The organism is Enterobacter asburiae (assembly GCA_011754535.1).
Classification (GTDB): domain Bacteria; phylum Pseudomonadota; class Gammaproteobacteria; order Enterobacterales; family Enterobacteriaceae; genus Enterobacter; species Enterobacter cloacae_N.
This window is the reverse complement of sequence record JAAQVN010000001.1, coordinates 697,582-717,254: the sequence shown is the minus strand read 5'-3', so window position 1 is coordinate 717,254 and position 19,673 is coordinate 697,582. Positions and strand designations below refer to the sequence as shown.

The window sequence follows — 19,673 nt, the reverse complement described above, 5'->3', positions numbered from 1 at the left end:
CGAAGCCGCCACCCGGCACAACAGCTCTTACTCTTTATCGCCCAGCAGAACGGATTCCAGCGCGATTTTGATCATGTCGTTGAAGGTGGTCTGACGCTCGGCAGCGGTGGTCTGCTCGTGGGTACGGATGTGGTCAGAGACGGTACAGATGGTCAGCGCTTTCGCACCAAACTCAGCCGCGACGCCGTAGATACCCGCCGCTTCCATTTCCACGCCCAGGATGCCGTATTTTTCCATCACGTCGAACATCTCGCCGCCGTCCGGTGCATAGAACAGGTCAGCAGAGAAGATGTTACCCACGCGCGCTTCAACGCCCAGCGCTTTTGCCGCGTCGACTGCGTCACGCACCATGCCGAAGTCAGCAATCGCCGCGAAGTCGTGGTCTTTGAAACGCATACGGTTAACTTTGGAATCGGTGCAGGCACCCATGCCGATAACGATATCACGCAGCTTAACGTCCATGCGCACCGCGCCGCAGGAGCCCACGCGGATGATTTTCTTCACGCCGAAGTCGGTGATCAGCTCTTTGGTGTAGATGGAGCAGGATGGGATACCCATACCGTGGCCCATGACGGAGATTTTGCGGCCTTTATAGGTACCGGTGAAGCCCAGCATGCCGCGAACGTTGTTCACTTCACGTACGTCTTCGAGGAAGGTTTCCGCAATGTGCTTCGCGCGCAGCGGGTCGCCCGGCATCAATACGACGTCAGCGAAATCACCCATTTCTGCGTTAATGTGAGGAGTTGCCATCTTCAGTTCCTTTTCATTTAATATCTCCCTCTCCCACAGGGAGAGGGTTGGGATGAGGGCATCAGGCCGCACCCAATCCGTTTAGAACATGGCTTTGCCATATTCCATGTCAGACGTGCCAAAATATTTCGCAATGGTCTGGCCGATGTCCGCGAAGGTTTCACGGTGACCGAGCGAGCCCGGCTTCACTTTCGGGCCATACACCAGCACCGGGATGTGCTCACGGGTATGGTCGGTACCGGTCCAGGTTGGGTCACAGCCGTGGTCCGCTGTCAGGATCAGAATGTCATCTTCACCCACCAGCTCCATCAGCTCAGGCAGACGGCGGTCAAACAGTTCAAGGCCAGCAGCATAACCCGCAACGTCGCGACGGTGGCCCCAGGAGGAGTCGAAGTCCACGAAGTTGGTAAAGACAATGGTTTTGTCGCCCGCTTCTTTCATCTCTTTGATGGTGGCATCGAACAGCGCATCGAGACCGGTCGCTTTGACCTTTTTGGTGATGCCGCAGTTGGCGTAGATATCCGCGATTTTACCCACGGAAACCACGTGGCCGTCTTTCTCTTCAACCAGCTTCTGCAGCACGGTTGGCGCTGGTGGCTCAACGGCCAGGTCATGACGGTTACCGGTACGCTGGAAGTTACCCGCTTTGTCGCCGATAAACGGACGCGCGATCACGCGGCCAATGTTGTAGCCGCCTTCGGTCAGCTCTTCACGGGCGATTTCGCACAGCTCGTAGAGTTTATCCAGGCCGTAGGTCTCTTCGTGGCAGGCAATCTGGAACACGGAGTCAGCAGAAGTGTAGAAAATCGGCTTGCCGGTTTTCATGTGCTCTTCGCCGAGCTGGTCCAGAATCACGGTACCGGAAGAGTGGCAGTTACCGAGGTAGCCCGGCAGGTTGGCACGCTTGACCAGCTTATCGAGCAGCTCCTGCGGGAAGCTGTTCTCGTGATCGGAGAAATAGCCCCAGTCGAACAGCACCGGCACACCGGCGATTTCCCAGTGACCGGACGGGGTGTCTTTACCGGAAGAGAGCTCGTGCGCCCAGGCGTAGGCGCCCACCACTTCCGCGTTGCCGTCCATACCGGCTGCGATTTTACCGGTAGAACCTTCATGCGCTTTCACCAGACCGAGGCGGGTCAGGTTTGGCAGAGTCAGAGGGCCTTTACGACCGTTGTCCGCTTCGCCTTTAGCACAGGCTTCCGCGATGTGACCCATGGTATCGGAACCCACGTCACCAAAACGTTCTGCATCTTCGGTTGCGCCGATGCCGAATGAGTCCAGCACCATAATAAATGCACGTTTCATAATTGTTCTCCGTACTTAGTGCTTCATAAAAATGCGATCAGATCAGTATACCGCTATTCGGTGATACGGCGATAGACCGTTGGGGTGTTTTCCGGCGCTTTATCATCAAGCGTAATGGCGGCTTTCACCGCTTTCGCCGCGTCCTGCCAGCTGGCTTCATCTTTGGCGTGGATCACCGCCAGCGGACGTTGGCCGTCAACGCTGTCGCCCAGACGGGCCATATCGGTAAAGCCGACGCTGTAATCAATGGTGTCGGATGCCTGACGACGACCGCCGCCCATAGACACGACAGCCATGCCGAGCGCGCGGGTGTCCATGGCAGAGACAAAGCCTTCGCTATCCGCATAGACGGCTTTGCTGAGCATCGCTGTCGGCAGGTACTTCGCGTAATTTTCGACGAAATCGGTCGGGCCTTTTTGCGCCGCCACCATGCGGCCAAAGATCTCCGCCGCTTTGCCGTTGTCCAGCACCGCCTGCAGCTTCGCGCGGGCCTCCGCATCGTCTTTAGCAAGCTTGCCGGAGATGAGCATCTCCACGCACAGCGCCATAGTGACGTCGAACAGACGCGGGTTACGGTATTCGCCAGTGAGAAATTGCACGGCTTCGCGGACTTCAACCGCGTTACCGGCGCTGGAAGCCAGCACCTGGTTCATGTCGGTCAGCAGCGCGGTGGTGCGCACGCCCGCGCCGTTGGAGACGCCAACAATCGCTTCGGCCAGCGCCTCAGAGAGTTCATAGGTCGGCATAAAGGCGCCGCTGCCCACCTTCACGTCCATCACCAGCGCGTCCAGCCCTTCAGCCAGTTTCTTCGCCAGGATAGAGGCGGTGATCAGCGGGATGGAGTCAACGGTCGCGGTGATATCGCGGGTTGCATAGAAACGTTTGTCTGCCGGAGCAAGAGAGCTGGTCTGGCCGATAATCGCCACACCAACGTCTTTAATAATGTCGCGGAAGCGGTTGTCGTCCGGGAAGATATCGAAGCCCGGAATGGCTTCCAGTTTGTCGAGCGTACCGCCGGTGTGGCCCAGGCCGCGCCCGGAGATCATCGGAATGTAACCGCCGCAGGCTGCCACCATGGGGCCAAGCATCAGAGAGGTCACGTCGCCCACGCCGCCGGTGGAGTGTTTGTCCACAATCGGGCCGTTAAGGTTAAGGCTTTTCCAGTCCAGAACGGTTCCTGAATCTCGCATCGCCATGGTCAGCGACACGCGCTCGGGCATCGACATATCGTGGAAGAAAATGGTCATCGCCAGAGCAGCAATCTGCCCTTCTGAGACGGTGTTATCACGAATGCCGTTGATAAAGAAGCGGATCTCTTCGTCGCTTAATGCCTGACCATCACGTTTTTTACGAATAATTTCTTGTGCGAGAAACACGGTAACCTCCATGCGGAATCGGGGGAGTTGTGGCGGGTGGCGCTACGCTTACCCGCCCTACGATCCTGTAGGCCGGATAAGCGAAGCGTCATCCGGCATTGTCTGGCAATCAGTAGCTGCTTGCGCTCTTACCGTCGCCGTGACCCAGCGCTTTCAGCAGGCTGGCCAGCAGGCTGGACGCACCGAAGCGGTAGTGACGGGAATCCGCCCACTCTGCGCCAAACAGCTCGTCGGCAATTGCCAGGAACTGCTGCGCGTCTTCCGCGGTACGCACGCCGCCCGCAGGCTTGAAGCCAACGGTTTTGGACACGCCCATATCGCGGATAACTTCCATCATGATGCGCGCGCTTTCCGGGGTCGCATTCACCGGTACTTTACCGGTAGAGGTTTTAATGAAATCCGCACCGGCTTTGATAGAGATTTCAGACGCTTTACGAATCAGCGCCTCTTCTTTCAGCTCGCCGGTTTCGATGATCACTTTGAGCAGCACGTTTGCCGCCGCACACGCGTCTTTACAGGCTTTCACCAGGTCAAAACCGACCTGCTCGTTGCCAGCGATCAGCGCGCGGTAAGGGAACACCACGTCAACTTCGTCTGCGCCGTAGGCAATCGCCGCACGGGTTTCCGCCAGCGCGATCTCGATATCGTCGTTGCCGTGCGGGAAGTTAGTCACGGTTGCAATGCGCACGTCCGGAGTGCCCTGCTCTTTCAGCGTTTTGCGGGCAATCGGGATAAAGCGCGGGTAGATGCAGACAGCGGCGGTGTTGCCCACTGGCGTTTTCGCCTGATGGCACAGGGCGATGACTTTTTCATTGGTGTCGTCATCGTTCAGGGTGGTCAGGTCCATCAGTTTCAACGCGCGCAGGCTGCTTGCAGTTAAATCGGTCATAACATTCTCCAACGGCAGTGCCGTATAAATTTTACCTTGCGGGTCTGTGAGTATTCTAACATTCACCCGCATCCACACTTCGACATTCATCACAGTTAATGAAAACTGCGTACAAATTTGCATTACTGTAATGAGATCTTCTTCAAACTTTAGTACGTAAATTGCCGGCTAAAGCAGCGATACCCCCTGTCGGATCAAAAGCCCCGACAGGCTGGCTTCCTACAATTCGCTCATCATCCGCAGAACACTCAAGGAAGCGAATATGCCCCACTCCAGCCCCGACGCCCTGCAACAACGTTGCCAGCACATTGTGACAAGCCCGGTGTTAACCCCGGAACAAAAACGTCATTTTCTGGCGCTGGAAGCGGAAAACAACCTGCCGTATCCGACACTTCCTGAGGCCGCGCGAGCCGCGCTGGACGAAGGGTTTATCTGCGACATGTTCGAAGGCCACGCGCCTTACAAACCCCGTTACGTTCTGCCGGATTACGCAAAATTTCTGGCTAACGGTTCAGAATGGCTGGAGCTGGAAGGGGCGAAAGATCTCGACGACGCCCTCTCGCTGTTAACCATCCTCTACCACCATGTTCCGTCCGTCACATCGATGCCGGTCTATCTCGGTCAGCTTGATGCGATATTAACTCCGTATGTTAGAATTCTAACACAAGAAGAGATCGATAGCCGAGTAAAACGTTTCTGGCGCTATCTCGACCGTACGCTGCCGGATGCGTTTATGCACGCAAACATCGGGCCTGCCGACGGCCCCATTACCCGTGCCATTCTGCGTGCCGACGCAGAGCTGAAGCAGGTCGCGCCGAACCTGACCTTTATCTACGATCCCGATATCACCCCGGACGACTTGCTACTTGAGGTGGCAAAAAACATATGTGAATGCAGCAAACCGCATATTTCCAATGGCCCAATGAATGATAAAATTTTCACAAAAGGCCGTTACGGCGTGGTGAGTTGTTACAACTCCCTGCCGCTGGCAGGCGGTGGCAGCACCCTGGTGCGCCTTAACCTCAAAGCCATGGCTGAACGCAGCACATCCATTGAAGACTTCTTCACCCGCACGCTCCCGCACTACTGCCAGCAGCAAATTGCCATCATCGATGCACGCTGCGATTTCCTGTACGGGCAGTCTGGCTTCTTTGAGAATAGCTTCCTGGTAAAAGAGGGGCTGATTGATGCCGATCGGTTTGTGCCGATGTTTGGCATGTACGGCCTGGCGGAAGCGGTAAACGCGCTCTGTGAGAAAGCAGGAATAGCGGGACGCTACGGAAAAGACGAACAGGCCAACGCGCTGGGCTATCGCATCAGCGAACAGCTTGCGGCGTTCGTCGAAAACACTCCGGTGAAGCACGGCTGGAAGCAGCGCGCGATGCTGCACGCCCAGTCAGGCATCAGCTCCGATTCGGGCACCACGCCGGGGGCGCGTCTGCCGTACGGTGACGAACCGGATCCCATCAGCCACCTGCTGGCTGTTGCGCCGCACCATAAACACTATCACTCCGGGATTAGCGATATTTTAACGCTGGATGAGACGGTAAAACGCAATCCTCAGGCGGTGGTTCAGCTTTGCCTGGGTGCGTTCAGGGCCGGTATGCGTGAGTTCACCGCGAATGTCGCCGGTAACGATCTGGTCCGCGTAACCGGGTATATGGTGCGCTTGTCGGATCTGGAAAAGTACCGCGATGCCGGATCGCGCACCAATACCACCTGGCTGGGTGAAGAAGCCGCACGCAATACCCGAATTCTGGAACGTCAGCCGCGCGTGATAAGCCATGAACAGCAGATGCGCTTTAGTTAGTCAGGTCATTCCCTTCTCCTGCGTAGACGGGCCGGGCAGCCGCCTGGCGCTGTTCCTGCAGGGCTGCAACCTGCGCTGCAAAACCTGCCACAACCCGTGGACCATCGGGCGCTGCAACGACTGCGGGGACTGCGTGCCCCACTGCCCGCATGACGCGCTGACCATTCAGGCAGGACGCGTCTGGTGGCAGGAGAGTCACTGCCAGCAGTGCGACACCTGCCTGCGCCTGTGCCAGCAGCAGGCCACGCCCATGGCGAACCGCCTGAGCGTGGAGGAGATCCTCACGCAGATCCGAAAAGCCGCCCCCTTTATTGAGGGCGTTACCGTCAGCGGGGGCGAAGCCACCACGCAGCTGCCGTTTTTAATCGCCCTGTTTACCGCGATCAAAACCGATCCTGAGCTACATCATTTAACCTGCATGGTAGACAGCAACGGTCTGTTAAGCGAAACCGGCTGGCAAAAGCTGCTGCCGGTACTGGATGGCGCGATGCTGGATCTGAAGGCGTGGGGGAACGAGCATCACCGCTTCCTGACCGGGCGCGAAAACCCGCAGATTAAACAGAGCATCCGCTGGCTGGCAGATCGTCACCGTTTGACGGAACTCCGCTTGCTGGTTATTCCGGAGCAGTGTGATTACCTGGAACATCTCAAGCCGCTAACGACCTTTATCCACGGGCTTGGGAATGTGCCGGTGCGCATCAACGCTTTTCATGCGCATGGGGTTTACGGCGAGGCAGCGTCATGGCGCAGCGCCACGCCGGAGGACGTTGAACCGCTGGCCCGGTCGCTGGAAAAAAAGAAAATAACGGTGATTCGTCCGGCGCTTTATCTATAGCGTGATGCCAAAAACCGAACGGGTATTTTCCAGCAGCGCGCCAGCAATCTCATCTTCAGGTTCCTGACGCAGTTCGCACAGCACGTCAAAAACGCGCGCCGCCTGTTCCGGGCGATTCGGCTGCCCCTGAAAACCATTCAGCGGCATATCCGGCGCGTCAGTTTCCAGCAGGAGCGCGGACAGCGGCAGCTGCGCCATCACATCGCGGGTTTTACTGGCGCGCGGATAGGTGATGGTGCCACCGACGCCAATTTTATACCCCAGCTCAATAAAACGCTGCGCTTGCTGCAGGCTGCCGGAAAAACCGTGTACAACGCCTCTTCGCGGCAGATCGATACGTTTAAGGTGCATTGCGAGCTTATCGTGCGTGCGCCTTGAGTGGAGGATCACCGGCAGATCGTGACGCTTTGCCAGCCTGAGCTGCGCGTCGAGGATCGTCTGCTGGCGTTCAAACTGCGGATCCTCGCGATAGAGATCGAGGCCGATCTCGCCGATGGCGACAAGTTTCTCTCCTGCACTTTGCAGCACCTGATCCAGCTCTTCAAGATGCTCATCACGATGGCGCTCAATGACAATCGGATGCAGGCCGAGCGCGGCATAAAGCGCGGGGTATCGCGTGGAAAGATCCAGCACGCGGGAAAAATAGGCCGCTTCTACTGACGGCACAATGATGGCCTGAACGCCTGCCTCGGCAGCTTTCGCAATGCTTTGCGCTTCATCCCCCGCAAACGGCGGGAAATCAAAGTGGCAGTGGGTATCAACAAAGCGGTGCGTCACGCCAGATCCTCGTTATCCAGTAAAGCGTCATTCGCCTGCGGGATATCCACCAGCGGCATCGTCAGGGCATCATTGGCGACAACCGCAGGCGGCATAATAATCCGTTTATGCCGATGAAGCGGCGGCTGCTCCGCCAGCATTTTCCCCACCGTCGCCAGGAAGTAACGCCCGCACAGCCGCCCCGTTTTGTAATCCATGCGCAGCGCAGGGATGCGGCTGCCCAGCGCCATGCTCAGCAGCGGCTTCGGCGGATAGATTTCAAAAATTCGCAGCTTACCCGGCGGTTTTTCAATAAAGCGCTGCATCGCACCGTAGGTGGTTTCATGCTGCTTTGCGATGTTCACCAGCGGCTGCAGGCTGCTGTCGCCCAGCCAGCGCTCCATCCGTTTAAACCACTGGGGTGTGTAATACATTTGCGACGGCACAGTCCGGATCACCACGATGGTTTTCGCCCCGCGCCGGGCGGCTTCCTGCACCGGCACCGCGTCGCTGATGCCACCGTCCAGATAGCTGATGCCGTCCAGCAGAGCTCCGGTACGATAAAAACCGGGAATAGCGCTGGAGGCGCGGATGATGTCCAGCCAGTTATCCTTCTGCGGTGAGAAATAGCCCGGCGAGTAGTCATCCCCCCGGCTGGCGCACATCCAGAACGCTTTGCCGCTATCAAACAGACGGGCGGCGGTATCCATGGCCAGCGGCATCTGGCTGGAGGTCGACTCCAGAAGCCAGTCGAGATCGATCAGGTTGCCGCCGCGCACGAAGCGCACCGGGTTAAAAAATTCTTTCGCCGTGGTGTAGCGCATGATTACTTTTCGCGCGTAGCCGGGTTGGTTACAGACATAGGCAGAGAGATTCTGCGCCCCGGCGGACGTACCGAAGTAGAGGTCAAACGGGTTGAACTGCGCGCGCATAAATTCATCCAGCACGCCGGCGGTGAAAATGCCGCGCTGTCCTCCCCCCTCACAAACCAGTGCGAGTTGACCCGCGCGAAACGGTTTTAACGTCAGCGGCGCAATATTGCCGAGCGTAACGGGAATTCGTTGCCCCACCTCTGCTTTCCTGTTTTGATTATTTTATCACTCCACAGTAACGCACCCGACCTGTAACGCAAATAAGAAAAAGCCAGTCGCAGGGACTGGCTTTATTTTGTTGAAGAAATATTGCGTTTGCTATGGACGTCGACGCCCCGTAAACAGGCTGACCAGGAACAGAATAATACCGACGACGAAGACAATTTTAGCTGCCCATGCCGCTGTACCTGCCAGTCCACCAAAGCCCAATGCGGCGGCAATTAACGCGATAACCAGAAATATAATGCCCCAACGAAACATAAGCTTCTCCTTTACCATAGTTAATGTCGGCCGCTAAACGTGAGCGCTCAGGTCACTCACCGGCGTTTTTCCAGAGTCGTTCTTATTTCGCCCGCAGGATTTAGCCCGGCGGGCGAATGGTCCAGAATTACTTCGTTTTCAGATCGTTTTTAACGCTTTTCACACCATCAATGGCTTTCGCAATTGACTCGGCACGTTCACTTTGTGCCTGGGAATCAACCGTACCGGAAAGCTGAACCACACCATCGGTGGTTTCTACTTTCACCTTACGAGACGGCACGATGTCATCTGCTAAAAGTTTAGCTTTGATTTCGCTGGTGGTTGCCGCATCCCCGGCGTAACCTTTCACCGACGCGTTTTTACCGTCGCGAACATGCAGTTTATCGCTCACGGAGGCCACACCTTCGACACCCTTAGCGACTTTCACCGCCTGTTCTGCCTGCGCCTGGCTTTCCACGAAGCCACTCAGGGTGACCACTTTCTTGTCGGTCTTAACGGAAATATCGGTGCTCTTGATGGCTTCATCATCCACCAGCGCGGCTTTCACTTTTGCTGTGATAGAGCTGTCGTCCATGAAATTACCGACTTTATTCATAGAGCTATCGATTTTTTGCCCCGCAGTATCGGCCGTGGACTGTGCTTTATCCATGGTGCTGCTTTCCGCCAGGGCGGAACCGCTAACCAGAACGCTACCCAGTGTTACAGCCAGCAGAGTTTTAGAAATCTTCAGTCTTGTCATATTCATCGATTTATTCCTGTGTTTTACCCGCTATTCGGGCTACATACTTCCTTAGTAGTTTTATATATTGCGAATAAACACACGGGTGAAATGGAGAACCAATCGACATGCATTGAACAGTTAATTCATCCACACCCGGTGCTAAACACTGAGTTAAATATAGATCACTCTCACAATGCCGCTTTCAGAATTGAGTAAAAAACGCGCGAATAGCGTGAATTAGCGGTGAATTAAGAACATTCCGCAAGGGATTAATAAGACTGGAATAAAAGAAGAGCACGGCGATTGCCGTGCTCTGAGAAGGGATTAGTGTTCGCGCGTTTTGCGGAACTGTACGTCAGGATAACGTTCCTGCGTCAGGTTCAGGTTGACCATCGTTGGCGCGATATAGGTCAGGTTGTCACCGCCATCCAGCGCCAGCTGAATTTCGTTCTTACGCTTAAATTCTTCGAATTTCTTCACGTCTGAACACTCAACCCAGCGCGCGGTCGCCACGTTGACCGATTCGTAAATCGCTTCCACGTTGTACTCGCTCTTCAGACGCGCAACCACCACGTCGAACTGCAGCACACCCACCGCGCCGACAATCAGATCGTTGTTGGCGATTGGACGGAACACCTGCACGGCGCCCTCTTCGGAGAGCTGAACCAGGCCTTTCAGCAGCTGCTTCTGCTTCAGCGGATCGCGCAGGCGAATACGACGGAACAGCTCTGGTGCGAAGTTCGGAATCCCGGTGAACTTCATCATTTCGCCCTGGGTGAAGGTATCGCCAATCTGGATCGTACCGTGGTTGTGCAGACCGATGATGTCGCCCGGATACGCTTCCTCAACGTGCGAGCGGTCACCCGCCATAAAGGTCAGCGCGTCGGAGATCACCACATCTTTGCCAATACGCACCTGGCGCAGCTTCATGCCCTTCTCATACTTACCGGACACCACGCGCATAAAGGCCACGCGGTCGCGGTGTTTCGGGTCCATGTTGGCCTGAATTTTGAAGACGAAACCGGTGAATTTCTCTTCTTTCGCTTCCACTTCGCGAGTGTCGGTTTTACGCGGCATTGGCTGCGGAGCCCACTCCACCAAACCGTCCAGCATGTGGTCTACGCCAAAGTTACCCAGTGCGGTACCGAAGAAGACCGGGGTAATTTCACCGCTCAGGAACAGCTCTTTGTCGAACTCGTGAGACGCACCCTTCACCAGCTCCAGCTCGTCGCGCAGCTGCGCGGCCAGCTCTTCGCCAACCGCGGCGTCCAGATCCGGGTTGTCCAGACCTTTCACAATGCGCACTTCCTGAATGGTGTGGCCTTTACCGGTCTGGTACAGGTAGGTTTCGTCTTTATAGAGGTGGTAAACGCCTTTGAACAGCTTACCGCAGCCAATTGGCCAGGTAATTGGCGCACAGGCGATCTTCAGCTCGTTTTCCACTTCATCCATCAGCTCCATCGGGTCACGGATGTCACGGTCGAGTTTGTTCATAAAGGTGAGGATCGGCGTATCGCGCAGGCGGGTAACTTCCATCAGCTTGCGGGTACGATCTTCTACACCCTTCGCGGCGTCGATCACCATCAGACAGCAGTCCACCGCCGTCAGGGTACGGTAGGTATCTTCGGAGAAGTCTTCGTGGCCCGGGGTGTCCAGCAGGTTTACCAGGCAGTCGTGATACGGGAACTGCATCACGGAGGTGGTAATCGAAATACCACGCTGCTTTTCCATCTCCATCCAGTCAGATTTTGCATGCTGGCTGGAGCCACGGCCTTTAACGGTACCCGCAGTCTGGATCGCCTGTCCGAACAGCAACACCTTTTCGGTGATGGTCGTTTTACCGGCATCCGGGTGCGAGATAATGGCAAAAGTACGGCGCTTGGCCACCTCTTGCAGATAAGGAGACAACGTCATAATTAAATCTTCTTTTATAAGCGCGGCAGCACGCCACGCATCATGGAATACAAAATTGCGGCTATTTTACCCATCAACGGGGGGCAGGCAATCATTGTTTACACAGGAGTTGCTCCAGTTCGGTCAATGACGTGACGGTCCAGGTTGGCTCGATGCCTTCAGGCTTCACGCGGCCATGCGCATTTAGCCAGACGGTCGACAAACCTGACTTCATACCGCCAAGAATATCAGACTCTGCGGTATCCCCCACCATCAGCACGCGATCGCGGTCGGGATTACCGGCCTGCGCCAGCGCATAATCGAAAATCCGCGGATCCGGTTTCGGCACCCCCACCTCTTCGGAGATCACCAGCGCGTCAAAATGATCGCGCAGGCCGGTGCGCTCCAGACGGATTTGCTGCAGCGCGGTGAAGCCGTTAGTGATGATTCCCAGTTTCACTTTGCCTTTCAACGCATTCAACAGAGAAACCGCGCCCGGCAGTGGCGCGCAAATATCCGCCATCGCATTGAGAAAAGCATCATTCAGCGAGCCCGGACTCACATTTAAGCGCTCCGCCCAGACGTCAAAGCGCTGGTGCTGAAGCTGTAACGCAGTGATGGCACCGTTCTGGTAATCCACCCACAGCGGCTTGTTCACCGCCTGATAGTCCTGAAAATCTTCAGCGGTGAAGGTCACGCTATAGTCGAGAAACATCCGCTGTAGGCCGCCAAACGAGTCAAACGTAAACAGCGTTTCGTCGGCATCAAAGAAAATCCAGTCCCATTTCATCGTTACAACCTTATCTTCGTTATCCAATCGGCAGAGCCATTATGATGGCGTCTTCACGTCCCTCTGCGGTGGGGTAGTAGTTACGGCGGACTGTCGCCTCGTTAAAGCCTAAGCTTTCATAGAGCGCGATGGCGGCGACATTCGATGCGCGCACCTCCAGCCACAGGGTGAAAACGTCACGGGTTTCGAGCTCACGAATGAGATGCTCAAGCAGTTCTCTTCCCAGCCCACGGCGCTGAAACGCCGGGTCGACGGCGATGTTAAACAGCGTCGCCTCGTCAAGAACGACCTGCGTGATGGCAAACGCGGCCATGGTGCCGTCAACGTCCAGACGGTAGTTCAGATAGCGCTCGCCCTGATTGCTGGCAAACGTTTTCTCGCTCCACGGAAAGGTGTGGGCGCGTGTTTCAATCGCGAACGCTGCGGTCAGGTCAGGCGTCGTGAGGGAAGAAATCGTGTTCATATTCGCAGATTTGTTGCCATAGCGCGCTGCGCGCCTTTGGATTGGCTTTCAGCTCGTCCAGCACTGGCGAGCTGATTTTGCTCCCCTGAAGAGAGATGTCGCTAGTCTCTCCGATGCGCCAGCTGTTACAGCGGCTATCAGGAGGAAGCATGGCAACCCATTCAGGCGTCAGCTGTAAGACCTGGTCGGGCGTCAGCTTCAGGCTGCGAAGGACATCACCGATCAGGGGTTCATTCAGGGCAGGCAGTTCTTCCGCTACCATCACCAGCCGAACGTGCGCAGGGATGGAGATAGCGATTTCGCCCTGCAACGCCGTCGGGCGACGCAAGGCCCACTGGGTAATGCCCAGCTGCTGCAACTGCCAGTCTCGTCGGGATGTCATAGGGATAACTCCTGTCTCTCAGGCGCGCAAATATAGCAAATGTGTCGAAAGTGCGCCATCTACCTACTATAATCCCCGCCTGAGTTTATTGAGGAACAATTCATGTCTGCATTTACCCCGGCAAGTGAAGTCTTGCTGCGTCACAGTGATGATTTCGAAGAAAGCCGTATTCTGTTTGCCGGAGATATGCAGGATGACCTGCCCGCGCGTTTCGACTGTGCTGAAAGCCGTGCCCACACCCAATACTACCACCACTGGCAGGTGTTGAGCCGCCAGATGGGCGAGCGCGCACGCTTCAGCCTGGTGGCGGAGCAGAGCGATATTGCCGACTGCGATACGCTGATCTACTACTGGCCGAAGAACAAGCCGGAAGCCCAGTTCCAGCTGATGAACCTGCTCTCCCTGCTGCCGGTTGGCTGTGATATTTTCGTGGTCGGTGAAAACCGCAGCGGCGTCCGTAGCGCCGAGCAGATGCTGGAAGCCTACGCGCCGCTGACCAAAGTCGACAGCGCGCGTCGCTGCGGTCTGTATCATGGCCGTCTGGAAAAGCAGACAACGTTCGATGCCAACACCTTCTGGGACGAATACCAGCTTGACGGCCTGACCATCAAAACCCTGCCGGGCGTCTTCAGCCGTGACGCGCTGGATACGGGCAGCAAGCTGCTGCTCTCCACCCTGACACCGCACACCAAAGGCAAAGTGCTGGACGTGGGCTGCGGCGCGGGCGTGCTTTCAACGGTGCTTGCCAGCCATTCACCAAAAGTGCGTTTAACCCTGTGTGACGTAAGCGCCCCGGCGGTTGAAGCCAGCCGCGCAACGCTTGCCGCAAACGGCATTGAAGGCGACGTGATTGCCAGCAACGTCTTCTCTGACGTGACCGGCCGCTTTGACATGATTATCTCTAACCCGCCGTTCCACGACGGCATGGAGACCAGCCTCGAAGCTGCGCAAACGCTGATCCGTGGCGCGACTCGCCACCTCAACAGCGGCGGCGAGTTGCGCATCGTGGCGAACGCCTTCCTGGCGTACCCGAAAGTGCTGGACGAAACCTTCGGCTTCCACGAAGTGATCGCCCAGACTGGCCGCTTTAAGGTCTACCGCACCGTGATGACGCGTCAGGCAAAGAAATAATTTGCCATACAATGCAGGCCGGATAAGCGCCAGCGCCATCCGGCAAGCAGGTGTATCAATTCCGTCCATTTTTGCAGCAATCAATAAAAGGCGCGCAATTTTCAGTTGACGTAAAGCTGAAAACATCTAGAATGCGCCTCCGTGGTTACGATACTTTTACAGTATCGATGGTATGCGAAGGTGGCGGAATTGGTAGACGCGCTAGCTTCAGGTGTTAGTGTCCTTACGGATGTGGGGGTTCGAGTCCCCCCCCTCGCACCATAAATCACGTTGATATTGCTCGCACTGGGCGAAGGTGGCGGAATTGGTAGACGCGCTAGCTTCAGGTGTTAGTGTCCTTACGGATGTGGGGGTTCGAGTCCCCCCCCTCGCACCAACGAGGCGATATCGAAAAAAGTAAGATGACTGTGCGAAGGTGGCGGAATTGGTAGACGCGCTAGCTTCAGGTGTTAGTGTCCTTAGGATGTGGGGGTTCGAGTCCCCCCCCTCGCACCAATTATCTTACATCCCTTCTGTAACTCCTCTTGTTTTCCCTGTTATTTCAAACTCATCAGTATCACCAGAATTCCACTGATCAATGCGACACACGATGGCAGTAAAACAAAGTGACGAAGTTGCTTATGCCAGATCATGCCTGACGTAACCAGCAATCCTGACACAATGATGGCCTTCCAGATATTGATGGAGAGATCGGCAAACATCAACACGCCAAGGATAACGCCCGGTAACAATACTCCCCATGCACTTCCCAGCGCCCTGTTCAACATACATCGCCCTTTCATAACGATAATGATAAACAATATCATATGATAAAAATTATCATTTGTCGCGCAGTGAAGCAAAAAAGATCGGCCTTTACCCTTATGTAGAATGACAGAAATTTCCTAAGGTGATAAATTGCTCACCTGTTAACTACACATAAAGTTTTTCTTATAATTACGCTTTGAGTTTTTTGCATATTTTAGTGCGAAACCACACCTATTCATTTGTTTTAATTAAATTTTAATAAAAACGCACGACTATGACATCACAATCCTGGCGGTCTTTGGTTCAAAGAAAATATCAATTATCGTTACGTTTATTTTTATTTCTGAACGCAACTTCAGCCGTGTTCTCGGTAACAAACCCGCTCTATTCTGTACGCGTGTTTTCTGCCCCTCTGATTGCAATTTTCGCGATCAGTACTGGCCTGTTCGTCTGGCACTGGAAAAAGGGCGCGCGGAAGATAAATATTCCTGCCGTTTCAGCAATCTTTGGTATTTTGTGGGCCTGGCAAATTGATTCGAAATTTTCGCTAATTACCCATGACCAGGCTATGTATTTGATAATAGCCTTACTCACGGTGCTATTTATCGGAACGCTGGCCTTCGCCAGTAATATCAAAGCATTTACGCTGCACTCGCTCCCCGCCTTTATTGTCTGCCTGTGGTTAAGCGACCAAGATATATGGCTAAGAATGTCCTATTCTTTCGCACTTCCTGTGGTGGCTATTGCTATTCATAACATTTTGCAAAGGCGCAACGATCGCTTCGCCCAGGAGCTGCTCTCTCGCCTGCTGGAAGAACGGGAAACGCTGACCGATCTCAGCATGATGGATCCTCTAACCGGGCTCTATAATCGTCGCGGCCTGCAGAGCCGTCTGGAGAACCTGCCGGCGGTAGAAAACGGCGAACACTTTGTCCTTCTGATGGATATCGACCACTTCAAAGCCTATAACGACCATTATGGCCATATGATGGGCGACCAGGCACTGAAACGCGTCTCTGCGGCCATTCGTGATGCCGTCCGTTCACGCGATATTGTGGCGCGTTTCGGTGGGGAAGAGTTCATGGTGTTGCTGACGAATATTTCCCTTGAACACGCCCGCCATACGGCAGAGCGGATCCGTCAGAAAGTCTATGATCTGAAAATCCCCCATCTTTTCAACGAAAGTGTCGCCACCAACGTCACCATCAGCATCGGTATTGCCATTTTCGAAAATGAAGACGTGGAAGGCGCGCTGGAGAGAGCAGACAGAGCGCTCTATGAAGCAAAGCATTTAGGTCGCAATAACATTCTGCTGAGTGAAGAGCTACAAACCGCTTAAGCGCGTAAGCGGTTAATCAGGACAAAAGTCTTGCCATTGGTATGAGCAATAGTTAGGATTGGCAATCATTATCATTTAGATTCCTATCTCAACTATGGCTACGCAAACCGCACACATCGTTGAACCACTCCTCTGGCGAGCGCCGCTCACCAGCGGGGATGCGTCGCTTGCGGATGCCATACGGGATAAGATTGCACAGACGCGCGCCCACCTTCTGGACTTTATCAGGCTTGATGAAGCGCCCCCGCATCACGCCATGACGCTCGCTCAGTGGCAGCAACCCTCTACGCTGCAGTCGCTGCTTGCAACCTATTCCGACCATATCTATCGCAATCAGCCGACCCTAACGCGGGAAAATAAACCGCTGCTTTCCCTGTGGGCACAATGGTATATCGGGCTGATGGTTCCCCCGCTCATGCTGGCGGTGTTAACCCAAAAGAGCATGCTGGCGCTCTCCCCGGATCATTTTCACGTCGAGTTCCACGAAACTGGCCGAGCAGCCTGTTTCTGGATTGACCTGTACGAAGATCGCGGCGCAGAGCAGTTCTCTGCTCAGGAACGTCTGGAACAGCTTGTCATCCAGGCCCTGATCCCAGTGGTGGAGGCACTTGAAGCAACGGGCGAGATCAACGGGAAGCTTATCTGGAGTAATACCGGATATTTAATCCATTGGTATTTAACGGAAATGAAACCGCTGATCGGCGATGAGAAAGTGGAGGCCCTGCGTCAGTCCTGCTTCTTTGCAAAACAACTTTCCGATGGCCGCGATAACCCATTATTCCGTACCGTTGTGCTCCGTGACGGGCTTCTGGTGCGTCGTACCTGCTGCCAGCGCTATCGCCTGCCGGACGTCAAGCAGTGCGGGGATTGCACGCTGAAATAATCGGGTGCGGCCTGATGCCCTCACCCTGCCCCTCTCCCACGGGGCTGATGGAACAAACACTAAAAACGGCAACCTGAAAGTTGCCGTTTTGCTTTTACCTAGGCCACCTGCTGGTTGTCCTCTTCCGCATTACGCTGCGCTTCTTCCGCTTCCTGCTCCAGCAGCTGTTTCTCGTACACTTTAAAGAACGGGAAGTAGATGATTGCCGATACGCAGGCCAGAACGACCACCAGAATAGCGGCACGGAAATCCCAGCCCAGCGCCCATGCTGCGCCTATCGGCGCCGGTGCCGTCCAGGGTACTACGGAAATAACACGGCCAATCAGATCAAACGTCATTGCCGCCCAGGCCAGCACGGCGTTAACCATCGGGGCCAGCAGGAACGGAATAAAGAACACCGGGTTCATCACGATCGGCGTACCGAAGATAACTGGTTCGTTGATGTTAAAGAAGCTGGGCACCACGCTCAATCGGCCGATAGAGCGTAAATGCGCTGAGCGACTGCGCAGATAGCAAATCACCAGCCCCATCGTCGCACCCGACCCCCCAATCACGATAAAGAACGTCCAGAAGGCTTCCATAAAAATATGTGGCAGGGGATGACCGGCGGCCAGAGCGGTCTGGTTAGCCCCGAGGTTAGTCAGCCAGAACATCTGCAGCATCCCGGAGACGATAGCCGCCCCGTGGATCCCGGCGAACCACAGCAGATGCCCAATCAACACCGCCAGTAGGATTGCGGGCAGTGAGTCCGCCGCGGAAACCAGGGGCTTGAAGATGGACATAATTGCCTGCGGAATCAGCATGTCAAACTGAGACTGAATCAACAGGCTTAGCGGATAAAGCGTTAACACCACCACCAGCACCGGGATCAGCAGGTCAAAGGAGTTTTTGATCATCGGCGGCACCTGGTCTGGCAGGCGAATACCGATGTTATGCGCTTTCAGGAAACGCATCATCTCAACGCAGTAAATCGCCACCAGAATGGCGGTAAAAATACCCGTTCCACCCAGGCTGTCGACGGGAAGCGTGCCTTTAGTTTTAGGGGCTGCAACCAGCAGAAACGCCATCAGAGACAGCATCGCGCACATGAACGGGTCCAGCTGGTGCGTTTTGACATAATGTTTGCCAAGGTTATAGGCGATGGCCGCGCAGATATAAATGGACATGATGCCCATCGTCATATCAAACGGCGTCAGGATCTGGCCTTCAAACTGCTTTGCCATATCCAGCCAGGCGCGCGCAAAACCCCAGGTGGTATCAGGCGAAAACGGCGGGTAAGCAAACACTAATAAAAATGAACCTACAATCATGAACGGCATCGCGGAGATAAACCCATCACGGATAGCCATGACATGACGCTGGGACGAGATACGCCCGGCAATCGGGCTCACGTAATTTTCAACGAAACGGAATATCAGATTAAACGCAGCATGGTTGGCAGACATGGTTGATCTCCTGTCAGACGTTTATTACGGGCGCACTCGCGCCGCACGTTGTTCCATAAATCAGCTTCACAACCTTGCTGGCTTGCGTACCAGCGGTACTGCTCAGACGAAATGGTTTCATAATTGGCTCTTATTATTGGATACAGGGGACGTTACATACTCAGTATTAATCTACGCATCACGCTCTGCAACCGGTTACTGTAACCGGTTTCTGTGATTGTGAAGAGGATCCAGAAATCAGCCATCCTGGATATTTGTTACTTAAGAGATATTTACAGAGCATAAATTCTTATGACAGATTACGCAGGATATTTGTCAGGAGGAAACAATGAGTTTGCAGTCCGTACAGCAGTTTTTTGCCGACAACGCGCCGGAGATAGAGGTAATAGAACTTAGCCAGAGTACGGCTACCGTTGCGCTGGCTGCTGCCGCCCACCGTGTAGAGCCGGGACAAATTGCCAAAACCTTATCGTTGAAGGTTAAAAATGAGGTGATTCTGGTCGTGGCGAAGGGTGATGCGCGTCTGGATAACAAAAAACTGAAAGACACGTTTGGCGCGAAAGCACGCATGCTCAGCAGCGATGAAGTGGTTACCGTTACAGGTCATCCCGTTGGTGGCGTCTGCCCGTTCGGGCTGGAAAACCCGCTCGCAGTTTACTGCGATATCTCTTTAAAACAATACGCTGAAGTGCTCCCCGCCGCTGGCGCAATTCATAGTGCCGTGCGTATTTCTCCAGACAGAATGGCAGAGCTGACATCCGCAAAGTGGGTTGATGTGTGCATCTGAATGATGCGCCAGAGCGTCT

The 19,673-nt window shown here is 54.9% G+C and carries 20 protein-coding genes and 3 tRNA genes; 9 read left to right on the top strand and 14 right to left on the bottom strand.

Annotation, left to right across the window (positions count from 1 at the left end):
- Positions 1-27 precede the first annotated feature (27 nt).
- The 4 genes from deoD to deoC form a co-directional block, all read right to left on the bottom strand.
- Positions 28-750, bottom strand: a complete 723-nt coding sequence (gene deoD, locus HBM95_03335) for a purine-nucleoside phosphorylase (protein ID NIH41972.1) — start codon at positions 748-750, stop codon at positions 28-30.
- Between the two features lie 81 nt (positions 751-831).
- Positions 832-2,055 (bottom strand): phosphopentomutase, encoded by a 1,224-nt coding sequence (deoB, locus tag HBM95_03330; protein ID NIH41971.1) that lies wholly within the window; start codon positions 2,053-2,055, stop codon positions 832-834.
- A gap of 53 nt (positions 2,056-2,108) precedes the next feature.
- Positions 2,109-3,431, bottom strand: a complete 1,323-nt coding sequence (deoA, locus tag HBM95_03325) for a thymidine phosphorylase (GenBank protein ID NIH41970.1) — start codon at positions 3,429-3,431, stop codon at positions 2,109-2,111.
- A 109-nt stretch (positions 3,432-3,540) separates the two neighbouring features.
- Entirely contained in the window at positions 3,541-4,338 is a 798-nt protein-coding gene (gene deoC / locus HBM95_03320) for a deoxyribose-phosphate aldolase (protein NIH41969.1), read from the bottom strand.
- Positions 4,339-4,582: 244 nt separating this feature from the next.
- Between deoC and HBM95_03315 the strand changes: the two genes are divergently transcribed.
- Positions 4,583-6,130, top strand: a complete 1,548-nt coding sequence (locus tag HBM95_03315; GenBank protein ID NIH41968.1) for a YjjI family glycine radical enzyme — start codon at positions 4,583-4,585, stop codon at positions 6,128-6,130.
- Positions 6,105-6,965 carry a YjjW family glycine radical enzyme activase gene (gene yjjW / locus HBM95_03310; protein ID NIH41967.1) on the top strand — a complete coding sequence of 287 codons (861 nt, stop codon included), beginning with the start codon at positions 6,105-6,107 and terminating at the stop codon, positions 6,963-6,965. Before HBM95_03315 ends, yjjW begins: the two co-directional genes overlap by 26 nt.
- Here the strand turns inward: yjjW and HBM95_03305 are convergent.
- The 8 genes from HBM95_03305 to HBM95_03270 all read right to left on the bottom strand — a co-directional run bounded on the left by HBM95_03305 (position 6,960) and on the right by HBM95_03270 (position 13,322).
- Positions 6,960-7,742, bottom strand: coding sequence for a metal-dependent hydrolase (locus tag HBM95_03305; GenBank protein NIH41966.1), 783 nt, complete (start codon positions 7,740-7,742; stop codon positions 6,960-6,962). The two genes, yjjW and HBM95_03305, sit on opposite strands and share 6 nt — an antisense overlap.
- Positions 7,739-8,791, bottom strand: coding sequence for a patatin family protein (locus HBM95_03300; GenBank protein ID NIH41965.1), 1,053 nt, complete (start codon positions 8,789-8,791; stop codon positions 7,739-7,741). The genes HBM95_03305 and HBM95_03300 overlap by 4 nt, the downstream gene beginning before the upstream one ends.
- Before the next feature lie 120 nt (positions 8,792-8,911).
- On the bottom strand, positions 8,912-9,073 hold the full coding sequence (locus HBM95_03295; GenBank protein ID NIH41964.1) for a DUF1328 domain-containing protein: 162 nt from the start codon (positions 9,071-9,073) through the stop codon (positions 8,912-8,914).
- Between the two features lie 127 nt (positions 9,074-9,200).
- Positions 9,201-9,818, bottom strand: a complete 618-nt coding sequence (gene osmY / locus HBM95_03290; protein NIH41963.1) for a molecular chaperone OsmY — start codon at positions 9,816-9,818, stop codon at positions 9,201-9,203.
- Between the two features lie 300 nt (positions 9,819-10,118).
- Positions 10,119-11,708, bottom strand: coding sequence for a peptide chain release factor 3 (prfC, locus tag HBM95_03285; protein ID NIH41962.1), 1,590 nt, complete (start codon positions 11,706-11,708; stop codon positions 10,119-10,121).
- A gap of 91 nt (positions 11,709-11,799) precedes the next feature.
- Entirely contained in the window at positions 11,800-12,477 is a 678-nt protein-coding gene (gene yjjG / locus HBM95_03280) for a pyrimidine 5'-nucleotidase (protein ID NIH41961.1), read from the bottom strand.
- 19 nt (positions 12,478-12,496) lie between these two features.
- Positions 12,497-12,940 carry a ribosomal protein S18-alanine N-acetyltransferase gene (rimI, locus tag HBM95_03275; protein NIH41960.1) on the bottom strand — a complete coding sequence of 148 codons (444 nt, stop codon included), beginning with the start codon at positions 12,938-12,940 and terminating at the stop codon, positions 12,497-12,499.
- Positions 12,909-13,322 (bottom strand): DNA polymerase III subunit psi, encoded by a 414-nt coding sequence (locus HBM95_03270; GenBank protein NIH41959.1) that lies wholly within the window; start codon positions 13,320-13,322, stop codon positions 12,909-12,911. The genes rimI and HBM95_03270 overlap by 32 nt, the downstream gene beginning before the upstream one ends.
- 102 nt (positions 13,323-13,424) lie before the next feature.
- On the opposite strand from HBM95_03270, the gene rsmC reads away from it, so the two are divergent.
- From rsmC to HBM95_03250, 4 genes are all read left to right on the top strand, one after another.
- On the top strand, positions 13,425-14,453 hold the full coding sequence (gene rsmC / locus HBM95_03265) for a 16S rRNA (guanine(1207)-N(2))-methyltransferase RsmC (GenBank protein ID NIH41958.1): 1,029 nt from the start codon (positions 13,425-13,427) through the stop codon (positions 14,451-14,453).
- Positions 14,454-14,627: 174 nt separating this feature from the next.
- Positions 14,628-14,714: transfer RNA gene (locus HBM95_03260), tRNA-Leu, on the top strand.
- Between the two features lie 28 nt (positions 14,715-14,742).
- Positions 14,743-14,829, top strand: a tRNA-Leu gene (locus tag HBM95_03255).
- A 33-nt stretch (positions 14,830-14,862) separates the two neighbouring features.
- Positions 14,863-14,948 (top strand) — tRNA-Leu (locus HBM95_03250).
- Positions 14,949-14,989: 41 nt separating this feature from the next.
- Here the strand turns inward: HBM95_03250 and HBM95_03245 are convergent.
- Entirely contained in the window at positions 14,990-15,220 is a 231-nt protein-coding gene (locus HBM95_03245; protein NIH41957.1) for a DUF1435 domain-containing protein, read from the bottom strand.
- 254 nt (positions 15,221-15,474) lie between these two features.
- Here HBM95_03245 and HBM95_03240 point away from each other — a divergent pair, with 254 nt between their 5' ends.
- Both HBM95_03240 and fhuF read left to right on the top strand, forming a co-directional pair.
- Complete coding sequence (locus HBM95_03240; protein NIH41956.1) at positions 15,475-16,539, top strand: GGDEF domain-containing protein; 1,065 nt, start codon at positions 15,475-15,477, stop codon at positions 16,537-16,539.
- 94 nt (positions 16,540-16,633) lie between these two features.
- On the top strand, positions 16,634-17,422 hold the full coding sequence (fhuF, locus tag HBM95_03235) for a siderophore-iron reductase FhuF (GenBank protein NIH41955.1): 789 nt from the start codon (positions 16,634-16,636) through the stop codon (positions 17,420-17,422).
- 98 nt (positions 17,423-17,520) lie between these two features.
- On the opposite strand, the gene HBM95_03230 is transcribed toward fhuF, so the two are convergent.
- Positions 17,521-18,867: a PTS sugar transporter subunit IIC gene (locus HBM95_03230; protein ID NIH41954.1), complete on the bottom strand. Its 1,347-nt coding sequence runs from the start codon at positions 18,865-18,867 to the stop codon at positions 17,521-17,523.
- 328 nt (positions 18,868-19,195) lie between these two features.
- Here HBM95_03230 and HBM95_03225 point away from each other — a divergent pair, with 328 nt between their 5' ends.
- Positions 19,196-19,654: a YbaK/EbsC family protein gene (locus tag HBM95_03225; protein ID NIH41953.1), complete on the top strand. Its 459-nt coding sequence runs from the start codon at positions 19,196-19,198 to the stop codon at positions 19,652-19,654.
- Positions 19,655-19,673 lie beyond the last annotated feature (19 nt).

What these genes read in the sequence shown, in the direction of transcription:
- deoD (NIH41972.1), bottom strand. Translation starts at nt 750, where the DNA reads ATGGCAACTCCTCACATTAACGCAGAAATGGGTGATTTCGCTGACGTC.
- deoB (NIH41971.1), bottom strand. Translation starts at nt 2,055, where the DNA reads ATGAAACGTGCATTTATTATGGTGCTGGACTCATTCGGCATCGGCGCA.
- HBM95_03315 (NIH41968.1), top strand. Translation starts at nt 4,583, where the DNA reads ATGCCCCACTCCAGCCCCGACGCCCTGCAACAACGTTGCCAGCACATT.
- yjjW (NIH41967.1), top strand. Translation starts at nt 6,105, where the DNA reads ATGAACAGCAGATGCGCTTTAGTTAGTCAGGTCATTCCCTTCTCCTGC.
- HBM95_03295 (NIH41964.1), bottom strand. Translation starts at nt 9,073, where the DNA reads ATGTTTCGTTGGGGCATTATATTTCTGGTTATCGCGTTAATTGCCGCC.
- osmY (NIH41963.1), bottom strand. Translation starts at nt 9,818, where the DNA reads ATGAATATGACAAGACTGAAGATTTCTAAAACTCTGCTGGCTGTAACA.
- prfC (NIH41962.1), bottom strand. Translation starts at nt 11,708, where the DNA reads ATGACGTTGTCTCCTTATCTGCAAGAGGTGGCCAAGCGCCGTACTTTT.
- yjjG (NIH41961.1), bottom strand. Translation starts at nt 12,477, where the DNA reads ATGAAATGGGACTGGATTTTCTTTGATGCCGACGAAACGCTGTTTACG.
- rimI (NIH41960.1), bottom strand. Translation starts at nt 12,940, where the DNA reads ATGAACACGATTTCTTCCCTCACGACGCCTGACCTGACCGCAGCGTTC.
- HBM95_03270 (NIH41959.1), bottom strand. Translation starts at nt 13,322, where the DNA reads ATGACATCCCGACGAGACTGGCAGTTGCAGCAGCTGGGCATTACCCAG.
- rsmC (NIH41958.1), top strand. Translation starts at nt 13,425, where the DNA reads ATGTCTGCATTTACCCCGGCAAGTGAAGTCTTGCTGCGTCACAGTGAT.
- HBM95_03245 (NIH41957.1), bottom strand. Translation starts at nt 15,220, where the DNA reads ATGTTGAACAGGGCGCTGGGAAGTGCATGGGGAGTATTGTTACCGGGC.
- HBM95_03240 (NIH41956.1), top strand. Translation starts at nt 15,475, where the DNA reads ATGACATCACAATCCTGGCGGTCTTTGGTTCAAAGAAAATATCAATTA.
- fhuF (NIH41955.1), top strand. Translation starts at nt 16,634, where the DNA reads ATGGCTACGCAAACCGCACACATCGTTGAACCACTCCTCTGGCGAGCG.
- HBM95_03230 (NIH41954.1), bottom strand. Translation starts at nt 18,867, where the DNA reads ATGTCTGCCAACCATGCTGCGTTTAATCTGATATTCCGTTTCGTTGAA.
- HBM95_03225 (NIH41953.1), top strand. Translation starts at nt 19,196, where the DNA reads ATGAGTTTGCAGTCCGTACAGCAGTTTTTTGCCGACAACGCGCCGGAG.